General features: G+C 67.7%; 24 protein-coding genes and 2 pseudogenes. 7 read left to right on the forward strand and 19 right to left on the reverse strand.

Features of this window, described 5'->3' with window-relative positions; all coding sequences use genetic code 11:
- Positions 1-275: pseudogene (locus ACWDKQ_RS27260) on the forward strand (transposase); the annotation flags it as partial.
- Positions 276-313: 38 nt separating this feature from the next.
- Here the strand turns inward: ACWDKQ_RS27260 and ACWDKQ_RS27265 are convergent.
- The 13 genes from ACWDKQ_RS27265 to ACWDKQ_RS27325 form a co-directional block, all read right to left on the reverse strand.
- Positions 314-538, reverse strand: coding sequence for a hypothetical protein (locus ACWDKQ_RS27265; protein WP_450141619.1), 225 nt, complete (start codon positions 536-538; stop codon positions 314-316).
- Positions 483-878 (reverse strand): hypothetical protein, encoded by a 396-nt coding sequence (locus tag ACWDKQ_RS27270; RefSeq protein WP_450141620.1) that lies wholly within the window; start codon positions 876-878, stop codon positions 483-485. The genes ACWDKQ_RS27265 and ACWDKQ_RS27270 overlap by 56 nt, the downstream gene beginning before the upstream one ends.
- Entirely contained in the window at positions 856-1,203 is a 348-nt protein-coding gene (locus tag ACWDKQ_RS27275) for an MmgE/PrpD family protein (protein WP_450141621.1), read from the reverse strand. Before ACWDKQ_RS27275 ends, ACWDKQ_RS27270 begins: the two co-directional genes overlap by 23 nt.
- A 140-nt stretch (positions 1,204-1,343) precedes the next feature.
- A complete protein-coding gene (locus ACWDKQ_RS27280) occupies positions 1,344-2,024 on the reverse strand; it encodes a response regulator (protein ID WP_450141622.1) in 681 nt (226 codons plus the stop codon).
- Complete coding sequence (locus ACWDKQ_RS27285; protein WP_450141623.1) at positions 2,021-4,624, reverse strand: DUF4118 domain-containing protein; 2,604 nt, start codon at positions 4,622-4,624, stop codon at positions 2,021-2,023. Before ACWDKQ_RS27285 ends, ACWDKQ_RS27280 begins: the two co-directional genes overlap by 4 nt.
- Positions 4,625-4,629: 5 nt before the next feature.
- On the reverse strand, positions 4,630-5,499 hold the full coding sequence (locus ACWDKQ_RS27290; protein ID WP_450141624.1) for a potassium-transporting ATPase subunit C: 870 nt from the start codon (positions 5,497-5,499) through the stop codon (positions 4,630-4,632).
- The gene (kdpB, locus tag ACWDKQ_RS27295; RefSeq protein WP_450141625.1) at positions 5,499-7,658 is read right to left on the reverse strand and encodes a potassium-transporting ATPase subunit KdpB; all 2,160 of its coding nucleotides are present in this window, start codon (positions 7,656-7,658) and stop codon (positions 5,499-5,501) included. Before kdpB ends, ACWDKQ_RS27290 begins: the two co-directional genes overlap by 1 nt.
- A complete protein-coding gene (gene kdpA, locus ACWDKQ_RS27300) occupies positions 7,658-9,319 on the reverse strand; it encodes a potassium-transporting ATPase subunit KdpA (RefSeq protein WP_450141626.1) in 1,662 nt (553 codons plus the stop codon). Before kdpA ends, kdpB begins: the two co-directional genes overlap by 1 nt.
- 1 nt (position 9,320) lies before the next feature.
- On the reverse strand, positions 9,321-9,410 hold the full coding sequence (gene kdpF, locus ACWDKQ_RS27305) for a K(+)-transporting ATPase subunit F (RefSeq protein ID WP_450141627.1): 90 nt from the start codon (positions 9,408-9,410) through the stop codon (positions 9,321-9,323).
- A gap of 107 nt (positions 9,411-9,517) precedes the next feature.
- Entirely contained in the window at positions 9,518-10,060 is a 543-nt protein-coding gene (locus tag ACWDKQ_RS27310; protein ID WP_450141628.1) for a hypothetical protein, read from the reverse strand.
- A 122-nt stretch (positions 10,061-10,182) separates the two neighbouring features.
- The gene (locus ACWDKQ_RS27315) at positions 10,183-10,524 is read right to left on the reverse strand and encodes a CorA family divalent cation transporter (RefSeq protein WP_450141629.1); all 342 of its coding nucleotides are present in this window, start codon (positions 10,522-10,524) and stop codon (positions 10,183-10,185) included.
- 147 nt (positions 10,525-10,671) lie between these two features.
- Positions 10,672-10,872, reverse strand: a complete 201-nt coding sequence (locus ACWDKQ_RS27320) for a hypothetical protein (protein WP_450141630.1) — start codon at positions 10,870-10,872, stop codon at positions 10,672-10,674.
- Complete coding sequence (locus tag ACWDKQ_RS27325) at positions 10,869-11,117, reverse strand: CorA family divalent cation transporter (RefSeq protein WP_450141631.1); 249 nt, start codon at positions 11,115-11,117, stop codon at positions 10,869-10,871. The genes ACWDKQ_RS27320 and ACWDKQ_RS27325 overlap by 4 nt, the downstream gene beginning before the upstream one ends.
- 634 nt (positions 11,118-11,751) lie before the next feature.
- Between ACWDKQ_RS27325 and ACWDKQ_RS27330 the strand changes: the two genes are divergently transcribed.
- Complete coding sequence (locus ACWDKQ_RS27330) at positions 11,752-12,588, forward strand: SAM-dependent methyltransferase (protein WP_450141632.1); 837 nt, start codon at positions 11,752-11,754, stop codon at positions 12,586-12,588.
- Between the two features lie 91 nt (positions 12,589-12,679).
- Here the strand turns inward: ACWDKQ_RS27330 and ACWDKQ_RS27335 are convergent, their stop codons facing one another.
- The 6 genes and pseudogenes from ACWDKQ_RS27335 to ACWDKQ_RS27360 all read right to left on the reverse strand — a co-directional run bounded on the left by ACWDKQ_RS27335 (position 12,680) and on the right by ACWDKQ_RS27360 (position 18,267).
- On the reverse strand, positions 12,680-14,557 hold the full coding sequence (locus ACWDKQ_RS27335) for a potassium transporter Kup (RefSeq protein ID WP_450141633.1): 1,878 nt from the start codon (positions 14,555-14,557) through the stop codon (positions 12,680-12,682).
- A 450-nt stretch (positions 14,558-15,007) separates the two neighbouring features.
- The gene (locus ACWDKQ_RS27340; protein ID WP_450141634.1) at positions 15,008-15,226 is read right to left on the reverse strand and encodes a hypothetical protein; all 219 of its coding nucleotides are present in this window, start codon (positions 15,224-15,226) and stop codon (positions 15,008-15,010) included.
- 163 nt (positions 15,227-15,389) lie between these two features.
- The gene (locus ACWDKQ_RS27345) at positions 15,390-15,782 is read right to left on the reverse strand and encodes a hypothetical protein (protein ID WP_450141635.1); all 393 of its coding nucleotides are present in this window, start codon (positions 15,780-15,782) and stop codon (positions 15,390-15,392) included.
- 514 nt (positions 15,783-16,296) lie between these two features.
- A complete protein-coding gene (locus tag ACWDKQ_RS27350; RefSeq protein ID WP_450141636.1) occupies positions 16,297-16,455 on the reverse strand; it encodes a hypothetical protein in 159 nt (52 codons plus the stop codon).
- Between the two features lie 467 nt (positions 16,456-16,922).
- Complete coding sequence (locus ACWDKQ_RS27355) at positions 16,923-17,447, reverse strand: cupin domain-containing protein (protein ID WP_450141637.1); 525 nt, start codon at positions 17,445-17,447, stop codon at positions 16,923-16,925.
- Positions 17,444-18,267, reverse strand: a pseudogene (locus tag ACWDKQ_RS27360) (alpha/beta fold hydrolase). Before ACWDKQ_RS27360 ends, ACWDKQ_RS27355 begins: the two are co-directional and overlap by 4 nt.
- A gap of 362 nt (positions 18,268-18,629) precedes the next feature.
- Here ACWDKQ_RS27360 and ACWDKQ_RS27365 point away from each other — a divergent pair.
- The 5 genes from ACWDKQ_RS27365 to ACWDKQ_RS27385 all read left to right on the forward strand — a co-directional run bounded on the left by ACWDKQ_RS27365 (position 18,630) and on the right by ACWDKQ_RS27385 (position 25,447).
- Positions 18,630-19,505 (forward strand): alpha/beta fold hydrolase, encoded by an 876-nt coding sequence (locus ACWDKQ_RS27365; RefSeq protein ID WP_450141638.1) that lies wholly within the window; start codon positions 18,630-18,632, stop codon positions 19,503-19,505.
- A 295-nt stretch (positions 19,506-19,800) separates the two neighbouring features.
- Entirely contained in the window at positions 19,801-20,409 is a 609-nt protein-coding gene (locus ACWDKQ_RS27370) for a 2Fe-2S iron-sulfur cluster-binding protein (RefSeq protein WP_450141639.1), read from the forward strand.
- Entirely contained in the window at positions 20,406-21,389 is a 984-nt protein-coding gene (locus ACWDKQ_RS27375; RefSeq protein ID WP_450141640.1) for an FAD binding domain-containing protein, read from the forward strand. The genes ACWDKQ_RS27370 and ACWDKQ_RS27375 overlap by 4 nt, the downstream gene beginning before the upstream one ends.
- Positions 21,390-21,399: 10 nt before the next feature.
- Positions 21,400-23,628 carry a molybdopterin cofactor-binding domain-containing protein gene (locus tag ACWDKQ_RS27380; protein WP_450141641.1) on the forward strand — a complete coding sequence of 743 codons (2,229 nt, stop codon included), beginning with the start codon at positions 21,400-21,402 and terminating at the stop codon, positions 23,626-23,628.
- Between the two features lie 574 nt (positions 23,629-24,202).
- Positions 24,203-25,447 carry a hypothetical protein gene (locus ACWDKQ_RS27385; protein ID WP_450141642.1) on the forward strand — a complete coding sequence of 415 codons (1,245 nt, stop codon included), beginning with the start codon at positions 24,203-24,205 and terminating at the stop codon, positions 25,445-25,447.
- The last annotated feature ends 138 nt before the right edge of the window (positions 25,448-25,585 follow it).

Here is a 25,585-nt window from a genome sequence, read left to right on the forward strand (position 1 = left end):
CCGGCGGCAACGTCAATGACGTCACCCAACTCCTCAAACTGGTCAAGGCGATCCCGCCGGTGCGCGGCAGACGGGGGCGCCCCCGTCGCCGGCCCAACGCGCTGTACGCCGACCGCGCCTACGACTCCGCCAAACACCGCGATGAGTTGCGTGACATGGGGATCGACCCGCAGATCGCCCAACGCGGAACCGACCACGGCTCCGGACTCGGCACGGTCAGGTGGGTCGTCGAGCGCACGATCGCCTGGTACCACGGCATGCGGCGCCTGCGCATATCTGCTACCGACACATCAAAATCCTTTGTTAGGAACTCTTAGGACATCAGGACCGGGCGATCGCGCGCTGCGTCTTGCCGCTGTAGGTACTCGACGGGCGGATCAGGCTGTTGGACGCGAGCTGCTCGGTGATGTGGGCGGGCCACTATCACCGGCCCCGGAACCACGCTGAGCGTCATGTACAGGAAGTTCTCCCCGTAGCCGAGGTCATCGCGGGGCTGCAGCGGAGGCAGCCCGTGTCGCCGGCGCTGCGTGATCGCCACGACCGACGGGAGAACCGCGAATAGGCGCAACGCCTTGGCATGGTTTGACCTCGGGCAAGTTATCGTCTTCAGCGGGAGCGTTCGCGCCGAGAATCGAGTGGTCCAGGGTTTCGCGACTCGCCTCGTACTTCTGCGGGTCACCGGCGCCCGAGCCGATGACGTAGTGGGTGTGGTGGCTGGTGTGGATGACGATGCGCTCGACCTTGCCGGTCTCGCCGATTTGCGGGCCGAGCCGCCGCGCCAGGTCGATCAGCGCCTGGCTCTGGTACTCGGCGGAATGCTCCTTGGTGTAGGTGTCCAAAATGGAGAGCTTGGCTTCACCCGGCGCGGGAAGCGGCACGGTGTACTCGGCTCCCGGACCTCAGCAGCCAGGCGATGAAGCCGTCTTCACCTTCGTAGATTGGGCTCGTAGCACCTTCACCACGCATGACGCGGTCCACGGCTTCGATCGCGGCCTTCCCGGCGAACGCGGGGGCGTAGGCCTTCCACGACGAGATCTCGCCCTTGCGGGACTGACGGGTCGTCGTCGTGTGCAGGGCCTGCCCGATGGCCTGATACACCGTACCGACGTCCAGCCCGAGCAACACGCCGATCCCACCGGCCACCGACGGGCCGAGGTGCGCGATGCGGTCGATCTTGTGCTTGTGCACACAGATTCCGCGCACCAGATCGACCTACCACACGTAACCCGCGGCGATGCCGCGGACGAGGTCTGCGCCAGTACGGCCTGTGTGCTGGGCGACGGCGAGGATCGGCGGTCGCGCACGGCTACACCGTTGGCTCAGGCCGCAGGGGTGCCGGTGGGTCAGGGTTGGTAGCGGTAGCCCATGCCGGCTTCGGTTCCGCAGGTGGCGGGGGCGGTCGGGGTTGGTTTCGAGTTTTCGGTGCAGTTGGCCATGTACTGGCGCAGGTAGTGGGTGTTGCGGGTGCAGGTGGGGCCCCACACCTGGGTGAGGATTTGTTGCTGGATGATCAGTTTTCCCGGGGCGTGCAACAGGATTTGCGGCAGTTGCCACTCGGTCGGGGTGAGGTGCGGTCCTTCGGCGCCGGTCTTGTTGCGCACCGCTTTGTTGGCGAGGTCGACGATGTAGTCGCCGATGGGCACGGTGGCGGTGGCGGTGTCGGTGGTGTGGCGGCGGGACACGGCGCGGATGCGGGCGAGGAGTTCGTCGACGCCGAAGGGTTTGGTGATGTAGGCGTCGGCGCCGGCGTCGAGGGCGCCGACTTTGTCGCGGCTGTTGGAGCGGCCGGAAAGCACGATGATCGGGATGGTTGTCCAGCCGCGGAGGCCGTGGATGACGTCGACGCCGTCGATGTCGGGCAGGCCGAGGTCGAGCACGACGAGGTCGGGGTGCCAGTCGGCGGCGCGGCGCAGTGCCGCGTGGCCGTCCGCGGCGATGGCGACGGCGTAGTGGCGGGCGCGGAGGTTGATGCGCAGCGCCCGGAGGATCTGGTGGTCGTCGTCGACGACGAGAAGGCGGGTCATGGCGGGCTCCCGTGGCGCCTCGTCGCATGCTCGACGGTTTCGGGTTCGCCGGTGGTTTGTTCGGGGATCGCGGGTGTGTTGGCGGTGGGGAGGGTCAGGACCATGGTGAGTCCCCCGCCGGGGGTTTCTTCGGGTGTGAGGGTGCCGTTCATGGCTTCGGTGAGCCCGCGGGCGAGTGCGAACCCGAGGCCGACGCCGGTGTGGTTGTCGTGGTCGCCGAGGCGTTGGAACGGCAGGAAGACCTTGTCGTAGTCGTCGGGCTGGATGCCGGTGCCGCGGTCGATGATGCGGACTTCGACGTGGTCGGCGAGCGCGCTGGCGGTCACGAGCACGGCCTGGCCGGGAGGGTTGTAGTGCAGGGCGTTGGAGAGGAGGTTGGCCAGGACTCGTTCCAGCAGGCCGGGGTCGGCGAAGACGTCGGGCAGGGCCTCGGGAACCTGGACCTGCACGTGGCCGGAGGTTTCCAGTCCGTCGAGGACTTGGGGCACGGTGTCGGCGACGGCGAGCTGTTGGGTGGCGATGCCGAGCGTGTCGGCTTGCAGCCGGCTCATGTCGAGGAGGTTGGCGACGAGCCGGTCCAAGCGGGTCAGCGATTGGTAGGCGGCGTCGAGGAGCTCGGCTTCGTCTTCGGTGCTCCAGGCGACGTCGTCGCTGCGGAGGCTTTCGACCGCTGCGGTCGCGGAGGCCAGCGGGGTGCGTAGGTCGTGGCTGACGGCTGCGAGCAGGGCGGTGCGCATCCGGTTGGCGTCGGCGAGCTGTCGCGTTTGCTCGGCTTGTTGGGTGAGCCGGTGCTGGTGGAGCGCGACGGCGGCCTGGGTGGCGAAGGCTTCGAGGACGCGGCGGTCCGCGGCGGGCAGGGTCGGTCCGCGCAGTGCGAGCGCGAGGTCGTCGCCTACTGCGATGTGGGTGTCGCCGGCGTCCGGGCTGGAACACGGCGGTGAGCCGATGGCGTCCACGACGTGCCAGGCTCGGGGGTCGTGTTGTTCTTCGGGGGTGCGGCCGCTTTCGGGCTGCCGCTCCAGCAGGGTGACTGAGTCTTGCCCGAAGGTTTCGCGGAGCCGGGTGAGCAGGGCCGTCAGTGGGTGTTCGCCGCGCAGCACGCTGCCGGCGAGGTTGGACAGGACGGCGGCTTCGGCTCGGGCGCGGGCGGCTTCCCGGGCGCGGCGAGCCGCGAGGTCCACGACGGCGCTGACCGCGATGGCCACGATGACGAAGACGATGAGCGCGAGGAGGTTGTCCGGGTCGGCGATCGTCCACACGTACAGCGGCGGGGTGAAGTAGTAATTGAGTACCAGGAAACCGGCCAGTGCGGCGGCGATGGCCGGCCAGAACCCGCCGAGGAGCGCGATGCCGACGACGAACACGAGGAACAGCAGGATCTCGCTGGGCAGGGACAGGTTCTCCGCAACGGCGGTCAACAGCGTTGTCAGCAGCGGGATGCCGAGTGCGGCCAAGGCGAATCCACCGATGCGTCGGGGCCAGCCGACGCCCGGGGCGAGGGTGGGTAGCCACTGCCGGTGGCCGACGTGCTCGTGGGTGACCATGTGGACGTCGATGGGGCCGGAGCGCGCGGTGGTGGTGACGCCCACGCCCCGGGAGAACATCTGCGCGAGTCGGCCGCGGCGGGAGGCGCCGAGCACGAGTTGGGTGGCGTTGACGCCGCGGGCGAAGTCGAGCAGCGCGTTGGGGACGTCCTCGCCGACGACCTGGTGGTAGGTGCCGCCGAGGTCTTCGAGCAGGGCGCGTTGCCGGGCCAGGTGCGTGGGGTTGGCGTCGGAGAGCCCGTCGCCGCGCACGATGTGCACGGCTAGGAGGTCCGCGCCCCGGGCTCGTTCCGCGATGCGGGCGGCGCGGCGGATCAACGTGTCGCCCTCGGGGCCGCCGGTGAGTGCTACGACGACGCGTTCGCGGGCTTCCCAGGTGCCGGTGATGTCGTGCGCCGCCCGGTAGCGGTCGAGTTGTTCGTCGACTTTGTCCGCCAGCCACAGCAGTGCTAGTTCGCGCAGTGCGGTGAGGTTTCCGACGCGGAAGTAGTTGCTCAGGGCCGCGTCGATCTTCTCGGGCGGGTAGACGTTGCCGTGGGCCATGCGGCGGCGCAGGGCTTCGGCGGTCATGTCGACGAGCTCGACCTGTTCGGCGCGGCGCACCACCTCGTCGGGCACGGTTTCGCGCTGCGGGATTCCGGTGATGTGCTCGACGACGTCGTTGAGCGATTCCAGGTGCTGGATGTTCACCGTGGAGATGACGTCGATGCCCGCGTCGAGGACCTCCTCGATGTCCTGCCAGCGCTTGGTGTTGCGGGACCCGGGCACGTTGGTGTGGGCGAGCTCGTCGATCAGCGCGACCTGCGGGCGGCGGGCGAGAACCACATCCACGTCGAGCTCGGTGAACGTCGTGCCGCGGTAGCCGAGGGCTTGGCGGGGTAGGACCTCCATGCCGTCGAGCAGTTCGGTGGTGCGGGGGCGGCCGTAGGTTTCGACGAATCCCACGGCCACGTCGGTGCCCCGCTCCTGGCGGCGGTGGCCCTCGCAGAGCATGGCGTAGGTCTTGCCGACACCGGGCGCGGCGCCGAGGTAGACGCGCAGCCGTCCTCGTGGCATCGGCCTCACCTCCGAGGCGCGGTTTCGTGGTCGAGCGCGAGGTTGAGGTCCACCACGTTGACCGCGGGTTCCCCGAGGAAACCCAGGGCACGGCCGGTCGTGCGCTGTGCAACCAGTGTGCGCACCTGCTGCAGGCTCACGCCACGGGCCGCGGCAACCCGGGGTGCCTGCAGCAGCGTGTAGGCCGGGGAGATGTCGGGGTCGAGGCCGCTGCCGCTGGCAGTCACGGCATCGGCGGGGACAGCCGGGGTGGCCGGGCCGCCGCCGCGGATCGGGGTGAGGCGCCCGGCAGAGTAGTCCTCGCCGGGCTGCGCGCATTCGACGCGAACTCCCCGGTAGGTGGCCAGGAACGGCGCGATCGGGCAGGCCTCGTTGACGCTGACCACGCGCGTCACGGCAGGCCCCGCCGAGTACACGGCGAGCACGGCGCCGACCCCGCTTGGCGTGCAGTACGGACGCGAGCCGTCGACTCCCTCCCGCTCGCCGATTTCCTTGCTCCGCGAGCACACCAGGGTGAGGAGGCTCTGCTTGGCCTGGTGTCCTGGCGCCGCGAGGGTGTCGGCGATGTTCTCGGGGCCGAGGTTGCTCGCGCCACTGGCGGTGGGGTCGTAGCCTTCGCCGGCGGCGCTCGGGCGGCTCTGGAAGTACTGCGGCAGTGCCCGGCCTTGGCCGTCGGTGAAGGACTGGCCGATGATCCGGCTGCCGACGACATCGGTGCTGGAGCGGACCATCGACCCCTCGGCCTCGTCGTGCAGGCCCGGCAGCTGCGCGATCGCCAGGACTGCCAGCGGATAGGCCAGGCCGAACACCACCGTGCACACCAGCAGCACCCGCAGTGCGGCGAGGTGGCGGCGGAGCCAGATCGGAAGGTGCATCACGACATCCCGGGGAGGAACTGGACGGCCAGGTCGATGAGCTTGATGCCGAGGAACGGCGTCACGATCCCCCCTAGGCCGTAGAGGGAGAGGTTGCGGCTGAGCAGCTGGGCGGCGCTGGCGGGCCGATACCGCACGCCCCGCAGCGCCAGCGGGATAAGCGCCACGATGACCAGCGCGTTGAAGACGACCGCGGACAGGATCGCCGACGCCGGGCTGGCCAGGCGCATGACGTTCAGCGCATCGAGCCCGGGGTACACCGCGGCGAACATGGCGGGGATGATCGCGAAGTACTTGGCGATGTCGTTGGCGATGCTGAAGGTGGTCAGCGCGCCGCGGGTGATCAGCAGCTGCTTGCCGATCTCGACGATCTCGATCAGTTTGGTCGGGTTGGAGTCGAGGTCGACCATGTTGGCGGCTTCCTTGGCCGGCGAGGTGCCGGTGTTCATGGCGACACCGACGTCGGCCTGCGCCAGGGCCGGGGCGTCGTTGGTGCCGTCGCCGGTCATGGCCACCAGCCGGCCGTCTTCCTGCTCGGCCTTGATCAGGGCCATCTTGTCTTCCGGCTTGGCCTCGGCGAGGTAGTCGTCGACGCCGGCCTCGTCGGCGATGGCCTTGGCGGTCAGTGGATTGTCGCCGGTGATCATCACGGTGCGGATGCCCATGTGCCGCATCGCGTCGAACCGCTCCCGCATGCCCGTCTTGACCACGTCCTTGAGGTGGACCACCCCAAGCAGGCGGGCGTGCTGCTGGTCGACGCGCTCGGCGACGACCAGCGCGGTGCCGCCCTCGGCGCTGATGCGCCGCACGATGGTGTCGATGTGTTCGGTCGACTCGCCGCCCTGCTCGCGAACCCACGCCAGCACAGCCGAGGCGGCGCCCTTGCGGATCCGCCGGGTGCCGCCGTTGTCGTCGAGGTCCACGCCGCTCATTCGGGTCTGCGCGGTGAACGGGATGAAATTCGCCCGCACCGCAACACCTTCCTCGCGGGCTCGCAGCTGGTAGGCGCGCTTGGCGAGCACGACGATCGAGCGACCCTCGGGGGTTTCATCGGCGAGGCTGGACAGCTGCGCGGCATTGGCGATCTCGGCCGGGGTGGTGCCGTCGCCGGGCAGGAACTCGGTCGCCTCGCGGTTGCCGAGGGTGACAGTGCCCGTCTTGTCCAGCAGCAGGGTGTTGACGTCCCCGGCTGCCTCGACCGCGCGACCGCTCATCGCCAGGACGTTGCGCTGCACCAGCCGATCCATCCCGGCGATGCCGATGGCCGACAGCAGCGCCCCGATCGTCGTCGGGATCAAGCAGACGAGCAGGGCGACGAGCACCACTGCGCTCACCCCGCTGCTGGTCAGCGTGAGGCTGTCGGCCAGGCCCGGCTGTACGGCCTTGCTGTAGATCGCCAGCGGTTGCAGCGTCGCGACCGCCAGAAGGAAGATCAACGTCAGGGCGGCGAGCAGGATGTTCAGCGCGATCTCGTTGGGGGTCTTCTGCCGGTTGGCCCCTTCCACCAAGGCGATCATCCGGTCCACGAAGCTCTCGCCGGGCAGTTGCGTGATCTGCACGATGATCCGGTCCGAGAGCACCCTGGTGCCGCCGGTTACCGCGCTGCGGTCACCGCCGGATTCGCGGATCACCGGCGCGGACTCGCCCGTGATCACCGACTCATCCACGCTCGCGATGCCGTCGAGCACGTCCCCGTCGCCGGGGATGATCCCGCCCGCCTCGACGATCACGCGGTCGCCCCGTTGCAGGTCCGAGGCGGGCACGACCTCCCACCGCTGCTTCGCGTCCGCCGGCTGCCAGCCGATCAACCTGCGGGCCTCGGTCTCGCGCTTGGCCCGGCGCAGCGTCGCCGCCTGCGCCTTGCCGCGGCCTTCGGCGACCGCCTCGGCCAGGTTCGCGAAAACCACGGTCAACCACAGCCAGACGACGATCAGCCACGCGAACCAGGACGGGGCGACCACCGCGAGCACCGTCGTCCACGCGGCACCGATCTCGACGATCAGCATGATCGGATTGCGCCACAAGGTGGCCGGATTCAGCTTGCGCAACGCCTCCGGCAGCGACCGCACGAGCAGGTGCGGGTCGAGCAGGCCCGCCTGGATCAGGTGCGGCCCGGCGACCGCTCGGTGCACTCTGCCGGGAGCGGCGGCGGAGGTCATCACCCGATTCCTTCCGCGAACGGGGCCAGCGCCAGCATCGGCAGGAAGGTCAGCGCGACGAGGATGATCGTCACCCCGGCGAGCATCCCGGCGAACTGCGGGCGGTGCGTGGGCAGCGTGCCCGCCGAGACCGGCACCGGCTGCTGCCGAGCCATCGAGCCGGCTAGCGCGAGCACGAAGACGATGGGCAGAAACCGGCCGAAGGCCATCGCCAAACCCAGTGCGGTGTTGAACCACGGCGTGTTGACCGACAAACCGGCGAACGCCGAGCCGTTGTTGTTGGCCGCCGAGGTAAACGCGTACAGCACTTCGGAGAGCCCGTGCGCTCCGGTGTTGAGCATGGCCTGCTGGCCCGCCGGTATCGCCATCGTGACCGCAGTGCCCACCAGGACCAGCGCAGGCGTGGCCAAGAAGGACATCGCGGCGAGTTTGATCTCACGGTTGCCGATCTTCTTGCCCAGGTACTCGGGTGTTCGACCAACCATCAGACCGGCCAGGAACACCGTCAGCACGGCCAACACGAGGATCCCGTAAAGCCCCGAACCGACGCCGCCGGGCGCGACTTCGCCCAGCATCATGTTCACCATCAGCACGCCGCCGCCGAGGCTTGTGAAGGAGTCGTGGAAGGAGTCCACCGAGCCTGTGGAGGTCAACGTCGTCGCGGCGGCGAACACACCCGAATCCGGTACGCCGAAGCGGACTTCCTTGCCCTCCAACGCCGCGCCCACCGCAGTCGGGACGGTGCCCCGGTGGGACAGTTCCGCGAGCTGAACCGCGGCCGCGCTCAGCACCGCGAGCGCGCCCATGACGGCGACGATGGTGTACCCCTGCCGCCGGTCGCCGACCATCCGGCCGAACGTGCGTGGCAACGAGAACCCGATGACCAGCAACAGGAAGATCTCCACCCAGTTCGTCCACGCGGTCGGGTTCTCGAACGGATGCGCGGAGTTGGCGTTGAAGAACCCGCCGCCATTGGTGCCCAGGTCCTTGATCGCCTCCTGGCTGGCCACCGGGCCGCCGACGATGGTCTGGGCACCGCCGGCCGGGGTGGCGACGGTCTGACCGCCGTGCAGGTTCTGGACCGCTCCGCCCGCGACCAGGACCAGCGCGGCAAGGAACGCGATGGGCAGCAGGATCCGCACGCTGCCCCGGACCAGGTCCACCCAGAAATTGCCCAGCTCGTCGGTCCGGCTGCGCGTGAGCCCGCGCACCACGGCGATCGCCACCGCCATGCCCACCGCGGCCGACACGAAGTTCTGCACGGCGAGGCCGGCCATCTGCATCAGGTGCCCCATCGTCGATTCGCCCGAGTACGCCTGCCAGTTCGTGTTCGTGACGAAGCTGATCGCGGTGTTCCAAGCGACCTCCGGTGGGACTGCGTCGTGCCCCAGGCTGAGCACCAGGTAGTTCTGCACACGCTGAAGGCCGTAGAGGAAAAGTGCCGAGACCAGCGAGAGCGCCAGCACGCTCCGGGCGTACGAGCCCCACGTCTGCCCGGAATCGGGTGCGATGCCGACCAGGCGGTAGAACCAGCGCTCGGCGCGCAGGTGCCGACCGCTGGTGTACACGCGGTACATGTAGTCGCCCAGCGACCGGTGGGCCGCCGCCAATGCGAGTGCCAAGGCCACCACGAACAGGACCCCGGCGGCCGTAGTCGTCATCTCAGAACCGCTCCGGGAACAGTAGTGCCGTCAACAGGAACACCAGCAGCACCACGGCCAACACCAGGCCGATGACGTTTTCCACCGTCACAGCCGCTCGACCACCCGCACCACGAGCCCCAGCACGACGAAGACCACGATGCTCAACACCACGAAAGCCACATCCGCCATGACGCCCCCCGAGGAACGGCGAAACTCTCAATCCCGAGCGAGGAAGCGCTCCCGATCCAGCCCCTCGCGCGATGCACTTCGGCTCCCGGCGATGGGACGTCGGTCGTGGGCTGACGGCCCGGCTCCGGCTGCGGTCCTGGGAGCCGGGATGGCCTCCACGACCTCAGGTCGCTCATGGGCGCCAGCCCAGGCCCGGCCGACGAGCACGCCGAGCACCGCCGCACCGGCCAGTGCGGCCAATCGAACGGCATCGCTGGAACCCTCCCAGGCGAGATCGCCGAGGGAGTGCACAACAAAACCGTTGAACAACATCCACCCCAGCACTGCGGTGACCAGGGCGCCAGCGGCGTTGCGGATGGCAGCGCCGTAACCGCCGACCACGACGCCCAACGCGATAAAACGGGCCAACTGCTCGTCTGACCACCAAGCCACCGTAGCCGCGAGCACAATGCCCGCCACGACCACGAAGAAGCCGATCGCGGACGAAGTCGCGGGCCCGGCAACCGACCGGCGGCCCAAGCCCCCGCGCCGGAACACAACCATCGCGATGCCCCCGGACCTGATGAGCACCGTCCTCCATCGGCGGTGACCCGCTCAGTGAACCTCGCCGAGCGGCCAGCAACCGCGCTCTTGACGCAATTGCTACAGCTAGCGGGCGAACCTTGACGGGAGGGTGACTCCGCACGCTGGGGTCACCACCATCCTTTGCGCCTCGCCCACGCCAGCAGCAGCGCCGACATGACCGTCATGATGCCGAGCGCCACCGACAGCGGGATAGGGCGTGTGCTGTCGTTGACGATCAAGTTCTTCCCGAGCACCGAGGACAGCACGGTGATCGGGAGGGGCACGGCGGCGATAAGGGCGAGCCGTTCCGCGGCGATCGTCATCTTGGTGTGGGTGCGCGCCTGGTAGGAGTCGATTATCCCCTGCAGGTATTGCTTCTGGACGTTGGCCATGGCGCTGAGCCGGGCGAACCGGTCCACGAGGTCCTCGACGAGGGGTTGTGCGTCGGCGCCTCCGGCGACCTTGGCCAACCTGCCGGTAGAGCTCGCAGCTCAGGGCCGCCATCGTGTGGACTGTAAGCAAACCGTGGCGGGTGCGGAACATGTCCTCGAGAAGATGTACGGGATCGACGGCCTTCCCGCCGGTGACCACCTGTTCGAACCGCCAGGCCTCGGTGGTCAGGGCTGCGATGAAGTCGCGCATGCGCAGGGCGGATGCAGGCGCCCCACCTCGAGTCGATTGTGGACCGTGTTGACCTCGACCATGGCGGCCTCCGGGGCGACCGCCGGATTCAGCGGTCCGTGCACGGTCACCAGGTAACCCGGGCCGACGAACTGGGCCAGTTCGATGTAGTGCACGTGCCCGGATCGGCCGCTCAACGGGCGTGCAGCGTGACGAAGACGTGGTCGCCGTAGACGTGCACTTTAGGGACGTAGGTGCGTTCCAGGCAGTCACGCACTGCCAGCGGATGGAAGCCGAACACGTCGCTGAGAACGTGTTCGGTGTCCGCATCCGTGGCCGCGAGGTCGACCCAGACCAGGACGTCCTGCCGGTGCAGCAACGCATCGAGCTCATCGAGCGGACGGTGTTCCAAGACCCCATGGGATACGGCGCAGATGCTCATCGCGCACCTCCGCTCGCGCCCCGAGTGCACGCATGTGGTCACGCCTCGATCGCCAGAATCCCAACTCCGACGAGTCGCCTCAAGTAACTCCAAAAAGGTTGATCCCCGGAGAGGCGCATCTCGACGTACGACGCGGCTCCATGGCGCCGCGTGCTTGGTCGAGTTGGTTCTGCCGGACAGCGGCGTGCCGAACTGGTGGCAAGGACACGTCAAGGAGTCGTACGCAGCCGTCAAGGGTTCGTCCGTCCGCGACCTGACAGCCTTTCGACGAACCATGCTCAACGCGTCAGCGGTGACAGCCGGTCGCGTCACGCGGCCAGGCCGGGACGGGACGAGTGAAAGTGGTCGATGGGTGAAATGACCAACGCACTGCTTCTGATCGGAACATTCCTTCTGTTGGCGATGGCCTTGCCCGGCGCGCAGTGGTGGTTGAACCACCTGAGGCGAATCAGAGCCTGCGGCCAGCCGCCGGTGTTGAGACCACGCAACTCGCGGACGCATCTCGATGGCGGCGATGAATGCGCACCGGTTCCATGCAACGGCCTCGTCGACATGGCTGTGCCTCCCGCCGCTCGCAGTTCCTGGTGGGCGGGCTGCATGGTCTTGCTCGCGTTCAAGCTCGATGAGCTGAGACGTGTGGCGTTCGGAAAAACTGGCCGTAATGGCGAATCCAGCTGCGCAGACGGCGACGGGGCCGATGGCGATTGTCGCTGCGGACCAGTACGAGGACGTTCCGCTGGTCCGCGACAAGACCGTTTACCGGTTGCTTCCGACCGGCACGAAGGTGCTCGTGGCGCTGACGTGGTTGCGGCCCGTGCGACGATGGATGGTCGCCGTGAACCGGAAATTTCCGGGTCTGGGGGCGAGCATGCTCTGCCGCAAGCGCTTCATTGACGACCATTTGAACGCCGCTGTCGAGTCCGGGCTCGATGCCGTCATGGTTCTCGGTGCGGGTTGGGACACCCGCGCCCACCGATTACCGTTCGGCCACGGAATTCCGGTGTACGAAGTGGACCTTCCGGAAAACATCAAGCGCAAGCGAGCGGCCTTGGAGAGGCTCTACGGGCGCGCGCCCGACCAAGTAACATTGGAACCGACCGATTTCGAGACCGCGGATCTCGCCAACGTGCTCGCGGACCACGGTTTCCGGGGCGATGGGAAGACATTCTTCGTCTGGGAGGCGGTCACCCAGCACCTCACCGAGGCAGGGGTGCGCGCAACGTTCGATTTCCTGGCCACACGTTCAGACAGCAGCTGGCATTCACGTACGTGCGCAAGGATTTCCTCGACGGCCTGTCCTTCTACGGAGCTGAAGGGGCGTATCGCAGGTTCGTGCTCCAGCGCAGGTTGTGGCACTTCGGGTTCGAGCCGGGAGAGTGCCGGACTTCCTCGCCGAGTACGGCTGGCAGCTCGTCGAGCATGTCGGCCCTCGCGAGTTCCTCGCGCGCTATCTGGAACCGAGCGGACGTGACCTGAAGACGTCGGCGGTGGAGATCTCCGCGCTCGCCCAGACGCTTTGATGCCGACAACTCCCTTCCGAGAGCGGCTGCTGAACCGCGAACCTATACCTCGATATGGGAGCCCATGATGACCGTGCGGTCGCGGGGTAGGCCGAAGTGCTCGGCGGCGTCGGCGGTGATGTAGGAGGTGGCGATGAACAGCCGTTTGCGCCAGGGCGCCATCGTTGGTGCCTTCCCACGCCGAAGCTCGATCTTCGACAGGAAGTAGGACGCCTGGTCGAGGTGCAGTTGCCCCTCGGTCGTGGCCGGGTCGAGCATCGCCAGTGCGCCGGGCACGTCGGGCGTCTCCATGTAGCCGAACCGGGCTGTGACGTGGATGATCCCGTCGTCGGCGTAGCCGAGGTCGTCGGCGACGATTCGCTCGTCGGCCGGAACGCGGGGCACCGGCTTGGTCTCGATCGACATGATCATCACATGCTCGTGCAGAACCCGGTTGTGTTCGACGTTGGCCCGCATGGCCAACGGCACGGTCTGCTTGCCGCGGTTGAGGAAGACAGCCGTGCCGGGGACGCGCCGCTTCCCGGTGCGTAGTTGGTCGATGAATTCACGCAGCGAACCTTCGTGGCGTTCGCGCTCTGCGGTGACGATCTCGCGGCCCCGTTGCCAGGTCGTCATGACGGTGAACGCGGTGAGGCCGATGAGCAGCGGCAGCCATGCGCCGTGGACGAGCTTGGTCAGGTTGGCCGCGACGAACAACAGGTCCACCAGCATCAGCGCTGTCGCGCCGAGGCCGACCAGCCACAGCGGCGCGCGCCACTTCCAGCGGGCGACGTAGAAGAACAGCAGCGTGCTGATGGTGATGGTCCCGGTCACCGCCATGCCGAACGCGAAGGCCAGCGCCGTCGAGCTGCGGAAGGCCAAGACCAGGGTGAGCACCGACACCATCAGCAGCCAGTTGATCCACGGGACGTAGATCTGGCCGATTGTGGACTCCGAGGTGTAGGCGATCCTGAGCCTGGGCAGGTAGCCGAGCTGGGCGGCCTGGGACGCGACCGAGTACGCACCGGTGATCACCGCCTGGGAAGCGATCACGGTCGCCGCCGTGGCCAGCAACACCATCAGTAGTCGTCCCCATTCGGGCACGAGCAGGAAGAAGGGGCTGCTGATGTTGGCTGGATCGTCGAGGATCAGCGCTCCCTGGCCGAGGTAGCTGAGAATGCACGCCGGGAAGACGAGGATAAGCCAGGCGCGCGTGATCGACCGGCGACCGAAGTGCCCCATGTCGGCGTACAACGCCTCAGCGCCGGTGACCGCGAGCACGACCGCGGCCAAGGCGAAGAAGGCGGTGCCGAAATGGCCGACCAGGAACGTCAGCGCGTAGGTCGGCGACAACGCCTTGAGGATCTCCGGGCGGCTGACGATGCCCGCCACGCCGCACGCGCCGATGGCCAGGAACCAGACGATCATCACGGGGCCGAACATCTGGCCGACCACTGCGGTTCCTCGGCGCTGCACCATGAACAGCACTACGATGATCAGCGCGGTGATCGGCACGACCAGCTCTTCCAGCGATGGCTGGACGACCTTGAGCCCTTCGACCGCGGACAGCACCGAGATCGCCGGGGTGATCATGCTGTCGCCGAAGAACAGCGACGCGCCGAAGATACCCAGTGCCGCCAGCAGGACCGCCGCCCGCCGGCCCACCTGTCCGCCGCCCCACCGCCGCAGCAGCGTGATCAGCGCCATGATGCCGCCCTCGCCGTCGTTATCGGCGCGCATGGCCAGCAGTACGTAGGTGACCGTGACGATGATCATCACCGACCAGAACACCAGCGACACGACACCGAACACGTTCTCCGTGCTGACCGGGACCGGATGCGGGTCACTCGGGTTGAACACCGTCTGCAGGGTGTAGATCGGGCTGGTCCCGATATCGCCGAACACCACGCCGAGAGCGGCGACCACCACCGCAAGTCTCACCGTGTCGTGCGTCCTCGGAGCACGAGCCGCCGACGACCGCGACGCGGATCCGTCATCCGACGTGCTGTGCTGGTGATGGGCCACGGCGATCCTCCTCCGCGCGGGCTGCTGTGCAGTGCCCGTGCATCGAGCCGGACCATACCGCCCCATGTCGGGCTGAGGCTCACACCCGCTGAAACGCGGCGGCCGGTGTGAATCTGACCGAGACTAATTCTTGAGACAGCGGTCTGCCACGAGCTGCGCAAGGTCGCCGCGAGAAGCTGGTCGACGCCTTGGTTGACAGCCCTGATGGTCCGGCGGATCGCGGCCGTCCCCGTGTCCACACGAGCGGCTGACTGGTGCAACTCCCCGCCCGCTATCGGCCGGTCTGGTCGCCTCGTTGCGTGGGCCAGGTGCGGGGCCACCTCAGCAGGCTGCTTGATGGCAAGCGCGGGAGTCTCGACCTCAAGTTCACGGGGTGAGCTTGAGGTCGAGGCGGCAGATCACCGCGTTGGTGCGTCGGCTGACGGATCTGGCGATGACAGCGCCGCGGTGGTTGGTGTGGGTCCGTTGCCACAGGCGGTGTGGTTGCAGGTCGCCGATGAGCACGATGACGCGCTCCTCGTCGCGGGAGCCCACGTAGTCGACGATGCTCGGGCCGAGCACCCGGCGCCGTGATTCCAGCAGCACCAACGGGACTTCGGGGCGCCAGGCGTGTTATTTGCGCTGGATTTCCCGCCCTGCATCGAGCTCGTCAGGGAAGGTCATGTGGACGGCGATGACCTGGTGCCCCATGGACAGGGCGGTGGTCAGGACTCCGAGTCAGCCGGGATATCCCGGCTGACCGGCACGACTACCACGCTGCCTGGGACGCCAGGATGCCCCGGCGGTAGACCTGCCGGTCGGCGCGCAGGCCGAAGAGATGCGGGAGCTGGCTGTCGGCGGACCACCTGGCCAGCAGCACCGGCAGCCCGCCGTAGGAGGTGTTGGCGGCCAGCGCCAGCAACACGACGGTGAGCAGTTGCACCAGGACGTACCCGATCCCACTGCCCAGTGCACCCTCGGTGACCAGCGACAGCAGGGTACGCCCGTCTGCGGGTCGGGCGTCGAAACGTTCGACCAGCGCGGCTAGCCCGATGAGCAGGATGCCGAGCACCGCGCCGAGAGCCGCTTCGGCACGGTGGGCGCGTTTCGCCCGGGGAGCGCGGAAGGATGGGGTAGCGTTGACGATCGCTGAGCGCGGCAACGCCGGTCGGCGCGGTCAAGCGGTGTCGGTCCGCGGCATCCTTCGCGGACGCGAGATCATCAGGTGAACGGGACAACATCGTGGTCAGCGCTGCACTGTGCGGGCGTGAGCAAGCGAAAACGAACCGGCGTTGACGGTTTGTTTACACCGCACCAGCAAGCATCGACGCGGTCCATACGGGCCAGTGGCACACATCACCGCTGGTCCGCGTTGGAAACGGTAGCCATGCCGACTGCGGTGGGGAGGTGGCGGGTGTGCTCGGGCCTGATCTCGAGCTTTCGGCGCAGCTGGCCATGTACTGGCGAAAGAAGTGCGTGTCGCGGGGTAGGCGGGTGCCCACCAAACCCAGGCTGGTTTGACAGCCTACCGGCGCAGATATCTGCACGACTTCACAAACGACACGACCGATGGCCCGGCTTGGCAGCGCTCGACCATGCCGGTTCACGCCACGCATTTCGACATCCCACCGCTTCCATTCATGGCCGAAGCTGCAGCGTGCCGAGGACGACGAACCTCACTGCCAGTTGATCACTTCGTGGACGACGTCGGCTCGACCGTCGGTGAGCGTGATGTCGACATGTCCGAGTGTTCCGGTGAATGCCGGACCACGCGGGTATCGCGAGCTCACCGAGAGCGGATCGCTGCCGATCTGCAGCCCCTGCCAGGCGAGCATGTACCGCGCGCGGGCCGCGCTCCCGGTAACCGGACGGTGCCGCGCGGCGTGACGGGAGCAGCCGTCCCAGCTCGACCGGCACGGCGCGTGCGCGCCGGGCCGTCAGCACCCCGTTCGGACTCGACAGCCGCTCATCAACATTGCATCAGCGGCGCCCGCCCGGCCTGGTCGATCGGCTTGCATGAGCTCTCTCCCCCCGACGGCAACGGCAGAGGACGGCGATGCATACCCCGAAGCGCTCCCGCCTCCGACGAAAGGTTCACCGGAAGCGGCACCGGGACGGCGCGGTGCGGAACATGGTGATCGGTGGTTCCGCCGCCGATGCCGCTGCTGGTTTGGCCCGGGGCGTCGGCACAAGCGTCGTTGACGCCAACATGCTCCGCTCCACTGGCCGGAAGCTCGATGAGCTCGGCCGCCCCGGCAAGCCGGTACGGCCGCTGGTGGCGTTCGGCCGTTTCCTCGGTGGCCTAGCCCAGATGGGCGCGGTGGCCGCGAGCAAACCGCTGGTCATGCACGCGATCGACGCCCTCCACGACGCCGTGCCGGACGGCTGGTTGGTGGGCGCGTTGGGCAAGGGCGGCAGCGGCGCGCGCGGCGGGAACGATGGTGACGGTGTAGCGCACCGGGATGTCGTCGCGGTTGTTGCCGTCCTGGTAGTGGATGACGTCGCCACCCGGCTCCCAGAACGTCTCACCGGCCCGGACGACACGCGCGGGCTCACCCTCGAGCTCGAACACCATCTCGCCGTCCAGCGCGTAGCCGAAGGCCGGTCCGGAATGCCGATGCGGAGGGGTGCCGCGGCCGCCCGGTGGGAACTCGACGACGACGGTCATCGCGTGCGCGCCCGACGGGATGAAGTGGGGCTCCGCCTCCTGCAACACTGTGATCGCCGACTGCCACGCGTTCGATTGTGGCTTCTGCCCGGCGGTCGTCGCCTCGACGTCCGACGTGAAAAGGCCTCCCTGATGAACGAGGTGCGCTCTTGCGGTCATGCGCTGAGGAATGCCAGGAGGTCGGCGTTGATCGTCTCCGCTTGCGTGGTCGGCATGCCGTGCGGGAAGCCCGGGTAGGTCTGCAGCGTCGCGTTCTTCAGCAGCTTCGCGGACCGGGGTGCGGAGTCGGCGTAGGGCACGATCTGGTCGTCGTCGCCGTGCATCACCAGGACCTGCACGGTGATCTTCTTCAGGTCTTCGGTGAAGTCGGTCTGCGAGAAGGCGACGATGCCGTCGTAGTGCGCCTTCGCGTCGCCCATCATCCCTTGGCGCCACCAGTTCTGGATGATGGCCTCGGAGGATTCGGCGCCTGGCCGGTTGAAGCCGTAGAAGGGTCCCTCGGCCAGTTCGCGGTAGAAGCGGGCGCGATTGGCCGCGAGTTGCGCCTGGAATCTGTCGAAGACTTCCTTGGGGAGGCCACACGGATTGTTCTCGGTCTGGACCATCAGCGGCGGTATCGCGCTGATGATCGCGGCCTTGGCCACCCGGCTTTCGCCGTGCCGGGCCAGGTAGCGGACCACTTCGCCGCCGCCGGTGGAGTGCCCGACGTGAATGGCGCCCGTGAGATTCAGCTGCGCGGTCAGCGCCGCCAAGTCGTCGGCGTAGTGGTCCATGTCGTGGCCTTCGCCCGGCTGGCTGGATCGGCCGTGGCCACGCCGGTCGTGGGCGATGACCCGAAAGCCGTGTTGGAGGAAGAAGAACATCTGACCGTCCCAGTCATCAGCCGAGAGCGGCCATCCATAGCTGAAGACGATCGGCTGCACCCCGATCCCCAGTCCTTGTAGTAGATCTCCACGCCGTCGGAGGTGGTGGTGCCCATCCGGTGTCTTCCTTCAACGTTTGTGGGACGGCGCGGAGGCAGCGCTGCCAGCTCCAACTCGTCGCTTCCCGCGCACGTCCGGAGGTCTCGACACCACCCCCACGCTCCACAAGGCTGGCCCGGATCTCCAGGGCATTGGGTCACCCATCGCGGCCCGTTCGAACATCGGGCAGTTGACAACTACTAGAGAGGGATTCTCGGGTCTCCGGTGTTGAACCCGTGCACGAGCAGCGGTTGCGCTGGCTTCGGTGGCCAGCAAGGAACGAAAGACCCGGGTGTCGGTCGGGGCGGGGTGGGAGTCTGGTTCTGCGACCGCTCGCGGCCACGGGCAGCATCGCGGCTCAGCTGCGGGGGTGTTCGTGATGACCCAGGCCGGTGCGCCGATCGGTTTCACATCGGAATTCGCCACGATCCGCGGGCTTCGGTTGCACTACGTGCGTGGGGGTTCGGGGCCGGTGGTGATGTTGCTGCACGGCTACCCGCAGAACTGGTACGAGTGGCGAGCTATCGCACCTGGGCTTGCCGAACACTTCACGGTCGTCGCGATCGATCTGCGCGGGGCGGGCCAGTCCCAGGCCCCCGCGCAGGGCTATGACAAGACGACTCTGGCGGCCGACGCACACGGCATGCTGGAGCATCTCGGTTTAGCCGAGGACGTCCGGCTGGTCGGCCACGACATCGGCACCATGGTGGCCTACGCCTACGCCGCCCAGCATCCGCGGAGCGTTTTCCGTCTGGTGCTCGGTGAAGCGCCGTTGCCGATGGCGGATTTCATGTACGGCTCGCCCGCACTCACCGCACAGGGGCCGGGGTTGTGGAACTTCGGTTTCTTCTCGGTAACCAACGGGCTGCCCGAGTCGGTGATCAGTGGGAAGGAAACCCACTGGATCCGAAACTTCGTGGACCTGATCGCCCACCACCCCGAATCGATCTCCTCTCAAGACATCGAGGTCTACGCCCAGGCACTGCGTGACCCGGCGCGGTTGCGCGCCAGTTTCGAATACTTCCGAGCCTTCCCTGCCGACATCGCCGACGTCGAACGCTACCGCCAGCACGGTCCTTTGCCGATGCCAGTGCTGGCTCTTGGCGGGCAGTACCTGCTCGGTGAACTGGTCGGAGAACATGCCCGCCGCGTCGCCTCCGACGTCACCAGCGCGGTCATCGCCGATTCCGGCCACTGGATCGCTGAGGAACAACCCAGCGACGTGCTGAACCGGCTACTCGCCTTCCTGAAATGACCAGACCGCCTCCCACCGACTTCCCGGGGCGTCATGGTGAGTTGGCCGCAATGCGGGGGCGAGGTAGTTGCGGACCCGTAAACCTGTGGCAGGGCTGACGATCACGAACCCCGGCCCCAACGGACTCAAGTCCCTGTCTCGCCGCTGACACCGCCTCCAGCCTGTGTGCTGGTAGGCGAAGAGCCCACCGCTGGCCCGTCGTCCGGCCGCTGCGGACAAGTTCAGGCGATTCTGACGACGGGTAGCCGAGTGAGCATGTCTTCGAAGACGTTCAGGCGCGAGAGGGAGGGCTGTGATGGGTGAGTCAGGTACCGACGTCCACCGGTCGTCGTCCGGCTCGGTCGGCGTTACATCGACCGCTGTGGAGCGAGGGCACGAGGCATTCCCGCTCTCGGCGATCACGTTGGACGTCAACGGTCGTGCGCAGCGCGTTGAGGTGGATCCGCGTACGTCGCTGCTCGATGCGCTGCGCGAACATCTGCGCTTGGCCGGGACGAAGAAGGGTTGTGACCACGGGCAGTGCGGGGCCTGTACGGTGCTGGTCAACGGTCTGCGCATCAACTCCTGCCTGACACTCGCGGTGATGCACGAGGGCGACGAGATCGTGACGATCGAAGGTCTGGGCTCGCCCGAAGCCCTGCACCCCGTGCAAGCCGCCTTCGTCGAGCGCGACGGCTTCCAATGTGGCTATTGCACGCCGGGCCAGATCTGTTCGGCTGTCGGCATGCTCACCGAGGTGAGGGCGGGTTGGCCCAGCCACGTCACCGATGACGTGGCGTCCCCGCAGATCGCGTTGACTGACGAGGAGATCCGCGAGCGGATGAGCGGCAACATCTGCCGGTGCGCCGCGTATCCGAACATCGTGGCCGCTATCCGCGATGTCGCCGAGGGAGGCCTGGAATGAGGCCTTTCACCTACGAGCGGGCGACGGACGCGCGGGCCGCGGTCGCCGCAGTGTCCCGGCCCGGCGCGAAGTTCATCAGCGGCGGCACGAACCTGCTCGATCTGATGAAGCTCGACGTCGAACACCCGAGTCATCTGGTGGACATCAGCCGTCTGCCCTTGAAGGACATCGAGGAGTTGCCTGACGGCGGATTGCGCATCGGTGCCCAGGCGTCGAATTCCGACGTCGCCGCCGACGCCCGAGTGCGCGACCGGTACCCGGTCCTGTGCCATGCACTGGTCGCTGGTGCTTCGGGGCAGTTGCGCAACAAGGCGTCCGTCGGTGGCAACATCCTGCAGCGCACTCGATGCCCGTACTTCTACGACACGGCGGCAGGGTGCAACAAGCGGGATCCCGGTTCCGGCTGCTCGGCGATCGGCGGGTACAACCGCATACACGCGATCCTCGGCGCCAGCGACGCCTGCATCGCTACTCACCCTTCCGATATGGCCGTCGCGATGGCGGCGCTGGAGGCGCAGATCGAGCTGCTCGGCGCCGAGGGGTCTGCACGCCGCGTCACCATCGCCGACTTCCACCTCCTACCGGGCGATACGCCGCACATCGAGACCGTCCTGCGGCCGGGCGAGATGATCACCGCAGTGGTCCTGCCCCCGCCCCCGCAGGGCCGGCAGCTCTACCGCAAGGTGCGCGACCGCGCCTCCTATGAGTTCGCACTGGTCTCCGTGGCGGTCATCGTCTCGACTGAAGGGGGAACGATCAGTGCAGCTCGGGTCGTGTTCGGCGCCGTAGCGCACAAGCCCTGGCGCTCCGTCGAGGCGGAGGCCGCGCTGCTGGGCAAACCCGCCACCATGGCCACGTATCGCGTCGCCGCCGAGGCGGCCATGCGGGGAGCCACGGGGCAGGGCGACAACGACTTCAAGATCGAGCTTGCCAAACGCACGCTCTGCAGCACGCTTTTGCAAGCGACTGAGGCGAGTTGAGGAGGCCGTGATGATCGGGCGATCCCCCAACCGCGTCGACGGTCCGTTGAAGGTAGGGGGCCGAGCCCCCTACGCGTACGAGCGGTGGGACGCCGGCCAACCGCTCTACGGGTACATCGTCGGCGCGACGATCGGCAAGGGCCGCGTCACGCGGATCGACACCTCCCGGGCTGAGCGCGCGCCCGGAGTGCACATGGTGATGACCCATCTCGATGCCCCGTCGCAAGGTGCCCGCGATGAATCCATTCCCTTCGAGTACTGGCGCGCTCTCCCGACGCTGAGCAGTCCCGACATCCACCACTACGGCGAGCCCGTGGCACTCGTCGTCGCCACGACCTTCGAGCAGGCACGCGCGGCGGCCCACCTCGTCGACGTTGAATACGCAGCGGAGCCGGGACATTACGACTTCACCGCTCACCAGGATCAGGAATACGCGCCGGAACAGCTCATCGCGGGTCTGTGCCCCGATACCGCGATAGGCGACTTCGAGGCCGGGTTCGACGCCGCCGCGATCAAAGTCGATCAGCGTTACACGACACCGTACGAGCTCTCGCAGGCCATGGAACCGCCCGCGTGCCTCGCGGTACCGGATGGCGACGATCTGACCGTCTACGTCGCCACTCAGATCGTCGATGCGGCTCGTGCTTCGATCGCCGCCACGCTCCAGGCCGACAGAGAACGGATCCACATCGTCACCCCGTACGTCGGCGGCGGTTTCGGCTCCAAGCTGCGCGTTCATGCCGAAGCGATGCTCGCGGCCTTCGCCGCCCGCGCGTTGCGCCAGCCGGTCAAGGTCGCGCAGACCCGGCAGCAGACCTTCCACCTCACCGGCTTGCGCCCCACATCGAGCCAGCGGGTCCGCCTCGGCGCTGATCAGGACGGGCGGCTGGTCGCGCTCGGCCACGAAGTCACGATGCACACGAACCGGCAAATCGAGTACGCCGAGCCGACCGCCACCACGACTCGTAGCCTCTACGCCGCGCCCCACCGGTTGACACGCACCCGGCTGGTGCCGCTGGATCTGCCGCGGGGAGAAGATGTCCGGGCACCGGGCGAGGCGCCAGGCATGCTGGCGGTCGAGTCGGCGATGGACGAGCTGGCCGACGCGGTCGGAATGGATCCGGTCGAGCTGCGGATCCGCAACGAGCCCGAACGCGACCCGGAGCGTGGCGTGCCGTTCAGCGACCGGCACCTGGTCGACTGCCTGCGCGACGGGGCCCGCAGGTTCGGCTGGGAGCGCCGCCCGGGAAAGCGGGCAAGCCTGCGGGAGGGGCGATGGCTGGTCGGCTACGGCGTGTCCGCCGCCATTCGCGGGCATTTCCAGGGACCGGCTACGGCGCGCGTCCGACTGGACGTGGACGGGACCGCGGTCGTTCAGTCGGACATGACCGACATCGGCACCGGTACCTACACGATCCTCAGCCAGGTCGCGGCCGACGAGCTCGGGCTGCCACTCGAGCGCGTGCGCGTGGAGCTCGGGCGTTCCGAGTTCCCGGCGAGCGTGGGTTCTGGCGGCTCGTGGGGTGCCGCCAATTCGAGCACCGCCGTGCACCGCGCGGTCGAGGCCCTTCGCGAGAAGCTGCTGATCGCGGCTACCAGCGACGCGAGTTCCCCGCTGCACGGCCTGGATCCGGCAGGCGCGCAGTTCTCCGGTGGCGACGTGCACATCGGTCACCGGTCCGAGGCACTGAGCGAGCTCGTCGCGCGCATCCAGCCCGACGGTGTGGAAGCGGAAGGCTCGACCGTTTGGATGATGGAGGACCCGAACTACGCCAGATACTCGATCCACACGTGCGGGGCGCACTTCGCTGAAGTCCGCGTCGACGTCGACACCGCCGAAATCCGTCTCCGGCGGATGCTGGGTGTGTTCTCCGTGGGTCGTGTCCTCAACGCCAAGACAGCGCGCTCACAGCTGATCGGCGGCATGATCTGGGGAGTGGGAGCAGCTTTGGAGGAACAGGGCGTCGTCGACACGCGGTCCGGCGCCTTCGTCACCCGGGATCTCGCGCACTACCTGGTGCCCGTCCACGCCGACGTCCCCGAGATCGACGCCGTCGTGCTCGACGGGTTCGACGACAAGGCCAACGTCCTCGGCGCAAAGGGCCTCGGGGAGCTGGGCATCTGCGGAGCCGGTGCAGCGGTGGCGAACGCGGTGTTCAACGCCACCGGGGCACGCGTGCGTGATTTCCCCATCACCCTCGACAAGCTGTTGCCCATTCTGCCGCCGACGGACATCTGAATCTTCTGCGACGGCTCGTCGAGACGGAATGCCCTGGGGCACGGGCTGTTGAGGGTGGAGGGTGGGTGCGGGGCCGCGGGAGGGCAAGGGCACCTTGGACGTGCAAGTAATCCTGGAAGGAGGAACGGAGCGCACCAGCATCATTTCGTTCTACCGCCAGCACAAGAAGGTCTGAGCGACAGCTGCAGTGTGTGTGCCGAGGACGTTTTCGGCCGTAGGGGTGTGGGCGCGTGGAGGTTGTCGTCGCTGTGCTCGTGGCTCTGGCGGGCGCCGGCTGTGTGGTCGTGACTCTGACGTCGCTGCGTCGCGCAGCGTTGCCATCTAGCTTTGCCTCCGGTGTCTGAGCAGTGGCCTGTTCATGTGCGGCGATGGCCTGCTGTGTTTCCGCTGTCGGCGACGAGATCACGCAACCCGAAGTCGCCGGCCAGCCAGCGCAGTGGGGCGCGGGATTCCCTGCTGTGGTGTCCTTCGGCGCGAGAGTGCTCAGAATCGCGCTCGATACGCTATCGGCAGGTCTGTTTGGGCAAGGGGTGGTGTGGTGGTTTCCGACGGAGCTGAATCAGCTGCCGAAAAGTTGCCTGTTCCCGAGCCCGCCGAGGTGGCGGCCGAGGACGTCGCCTGGCGTCCGCGCTGGTGGTTCCTTGGGGTCTTCGCTGTACTCGCCGCGATCCACCTCGCTGGTGGCTGGACGTCGACGACCGCGATCGGTTTGCCTCTGGGCTTCGCCTGCACGCTGGTCCTGGTGTTCGTCCGGCGGCTGCCGCCCTGGCTGACCGGTTCGTGGCCACCGCGACCGTGGTGGTCGCGCTCCGGGATACGGGCCCGCCGCAACAGGCTGACATGTGTGCTGCTGTTCGCCTGGTTGCCGGCGGCGGCGATCGTGGCCGGCATAGTCGAACATCCCCCGCATGGTGTCGACATCCTCTATGCCGTGTTCGTGCTGGGCTGTGGTCTGAGCCTGCTGGTGTTCGTGCTGGTTCGATGGGCGCGCACCCTCCGCACTCTCCGCCTCCTCGCCGGTCCGCGGACACCATTGCCGGCCCGCATCGACCAACGAGAGCTCGCCGATGGCGACCTTCTCGTCCCGTCCGTCACGGGGACCGTGATCTTCCCGGACGGCTCGCCGGGGTATTTCACGCTGCGCGACTGCCCCATCCCCCTGGTCGCGGTGATCGAGCACACCGGGCGGCTCTGGGTTACCTCTACCCTTCCGGGCACGGTGCTCGCCGGGTTGCCCGAGGGCGATGACTTCGCACACGCCGCGCTCGCTACCGCTCAGTCCGGCTTGTACGGCCGGGCGCCGATCTCGCGGGCGGCCTTGGGCCGGCACCTTCGCCTTCGCACGTTCGTCCTCTCGGCCGTCATGGTTCTAGGCGTTGCGTTGGAGATCACGGTGTTCGTCACCTTGGGTGGCGCGCTGCCATGGGTGCTGCTGGTGCCGCTGCTGCTCGCCGTGGTGGCCGCCGTGAACTGGCGGTCGCGCGTCGCGTCCCCGGTGCGGCTGCTCGCGGCCGGCCCGTGGACAGAAATCGCCGCCGTCGTGGCGCGGGACATCCGGCCCGGACGGCCGATGTTGGGCTGGGCCCGGTTCTCCGATGGAATCCGCGCCCGTTTCCGCGTCGCGAGCTGTCCACCCGACATCGCTACCGAACTCGTCAACCGACGCCATCTTTGGATCGCGGGCGAACCGCGCGAGGGTGAAGTCGCCATCGGAATTCCCGACAGCGACACTTTCGCCATCGCCGCTTTCACCGTAAAGAAGCGAGAATACCGGCGCACCCGGGCACGCCGATCCCCATCTCTGGAGACGAATACCTAGAAATCGGACCGGCGGAATTGCCGCCCATGTAAAGCACTGCTACTGAGGTGATCTCAGTAGGGGGTTATGCGAGTCGGCCGTGTTCGAATTGGGTGAGTACGAGTGCGGCTTTGACGATGGGTCCGATTTTGCGGGGGC

The organism is Saccharopolyspora sp. NPDC000995 (assembly GCF_053599315.1).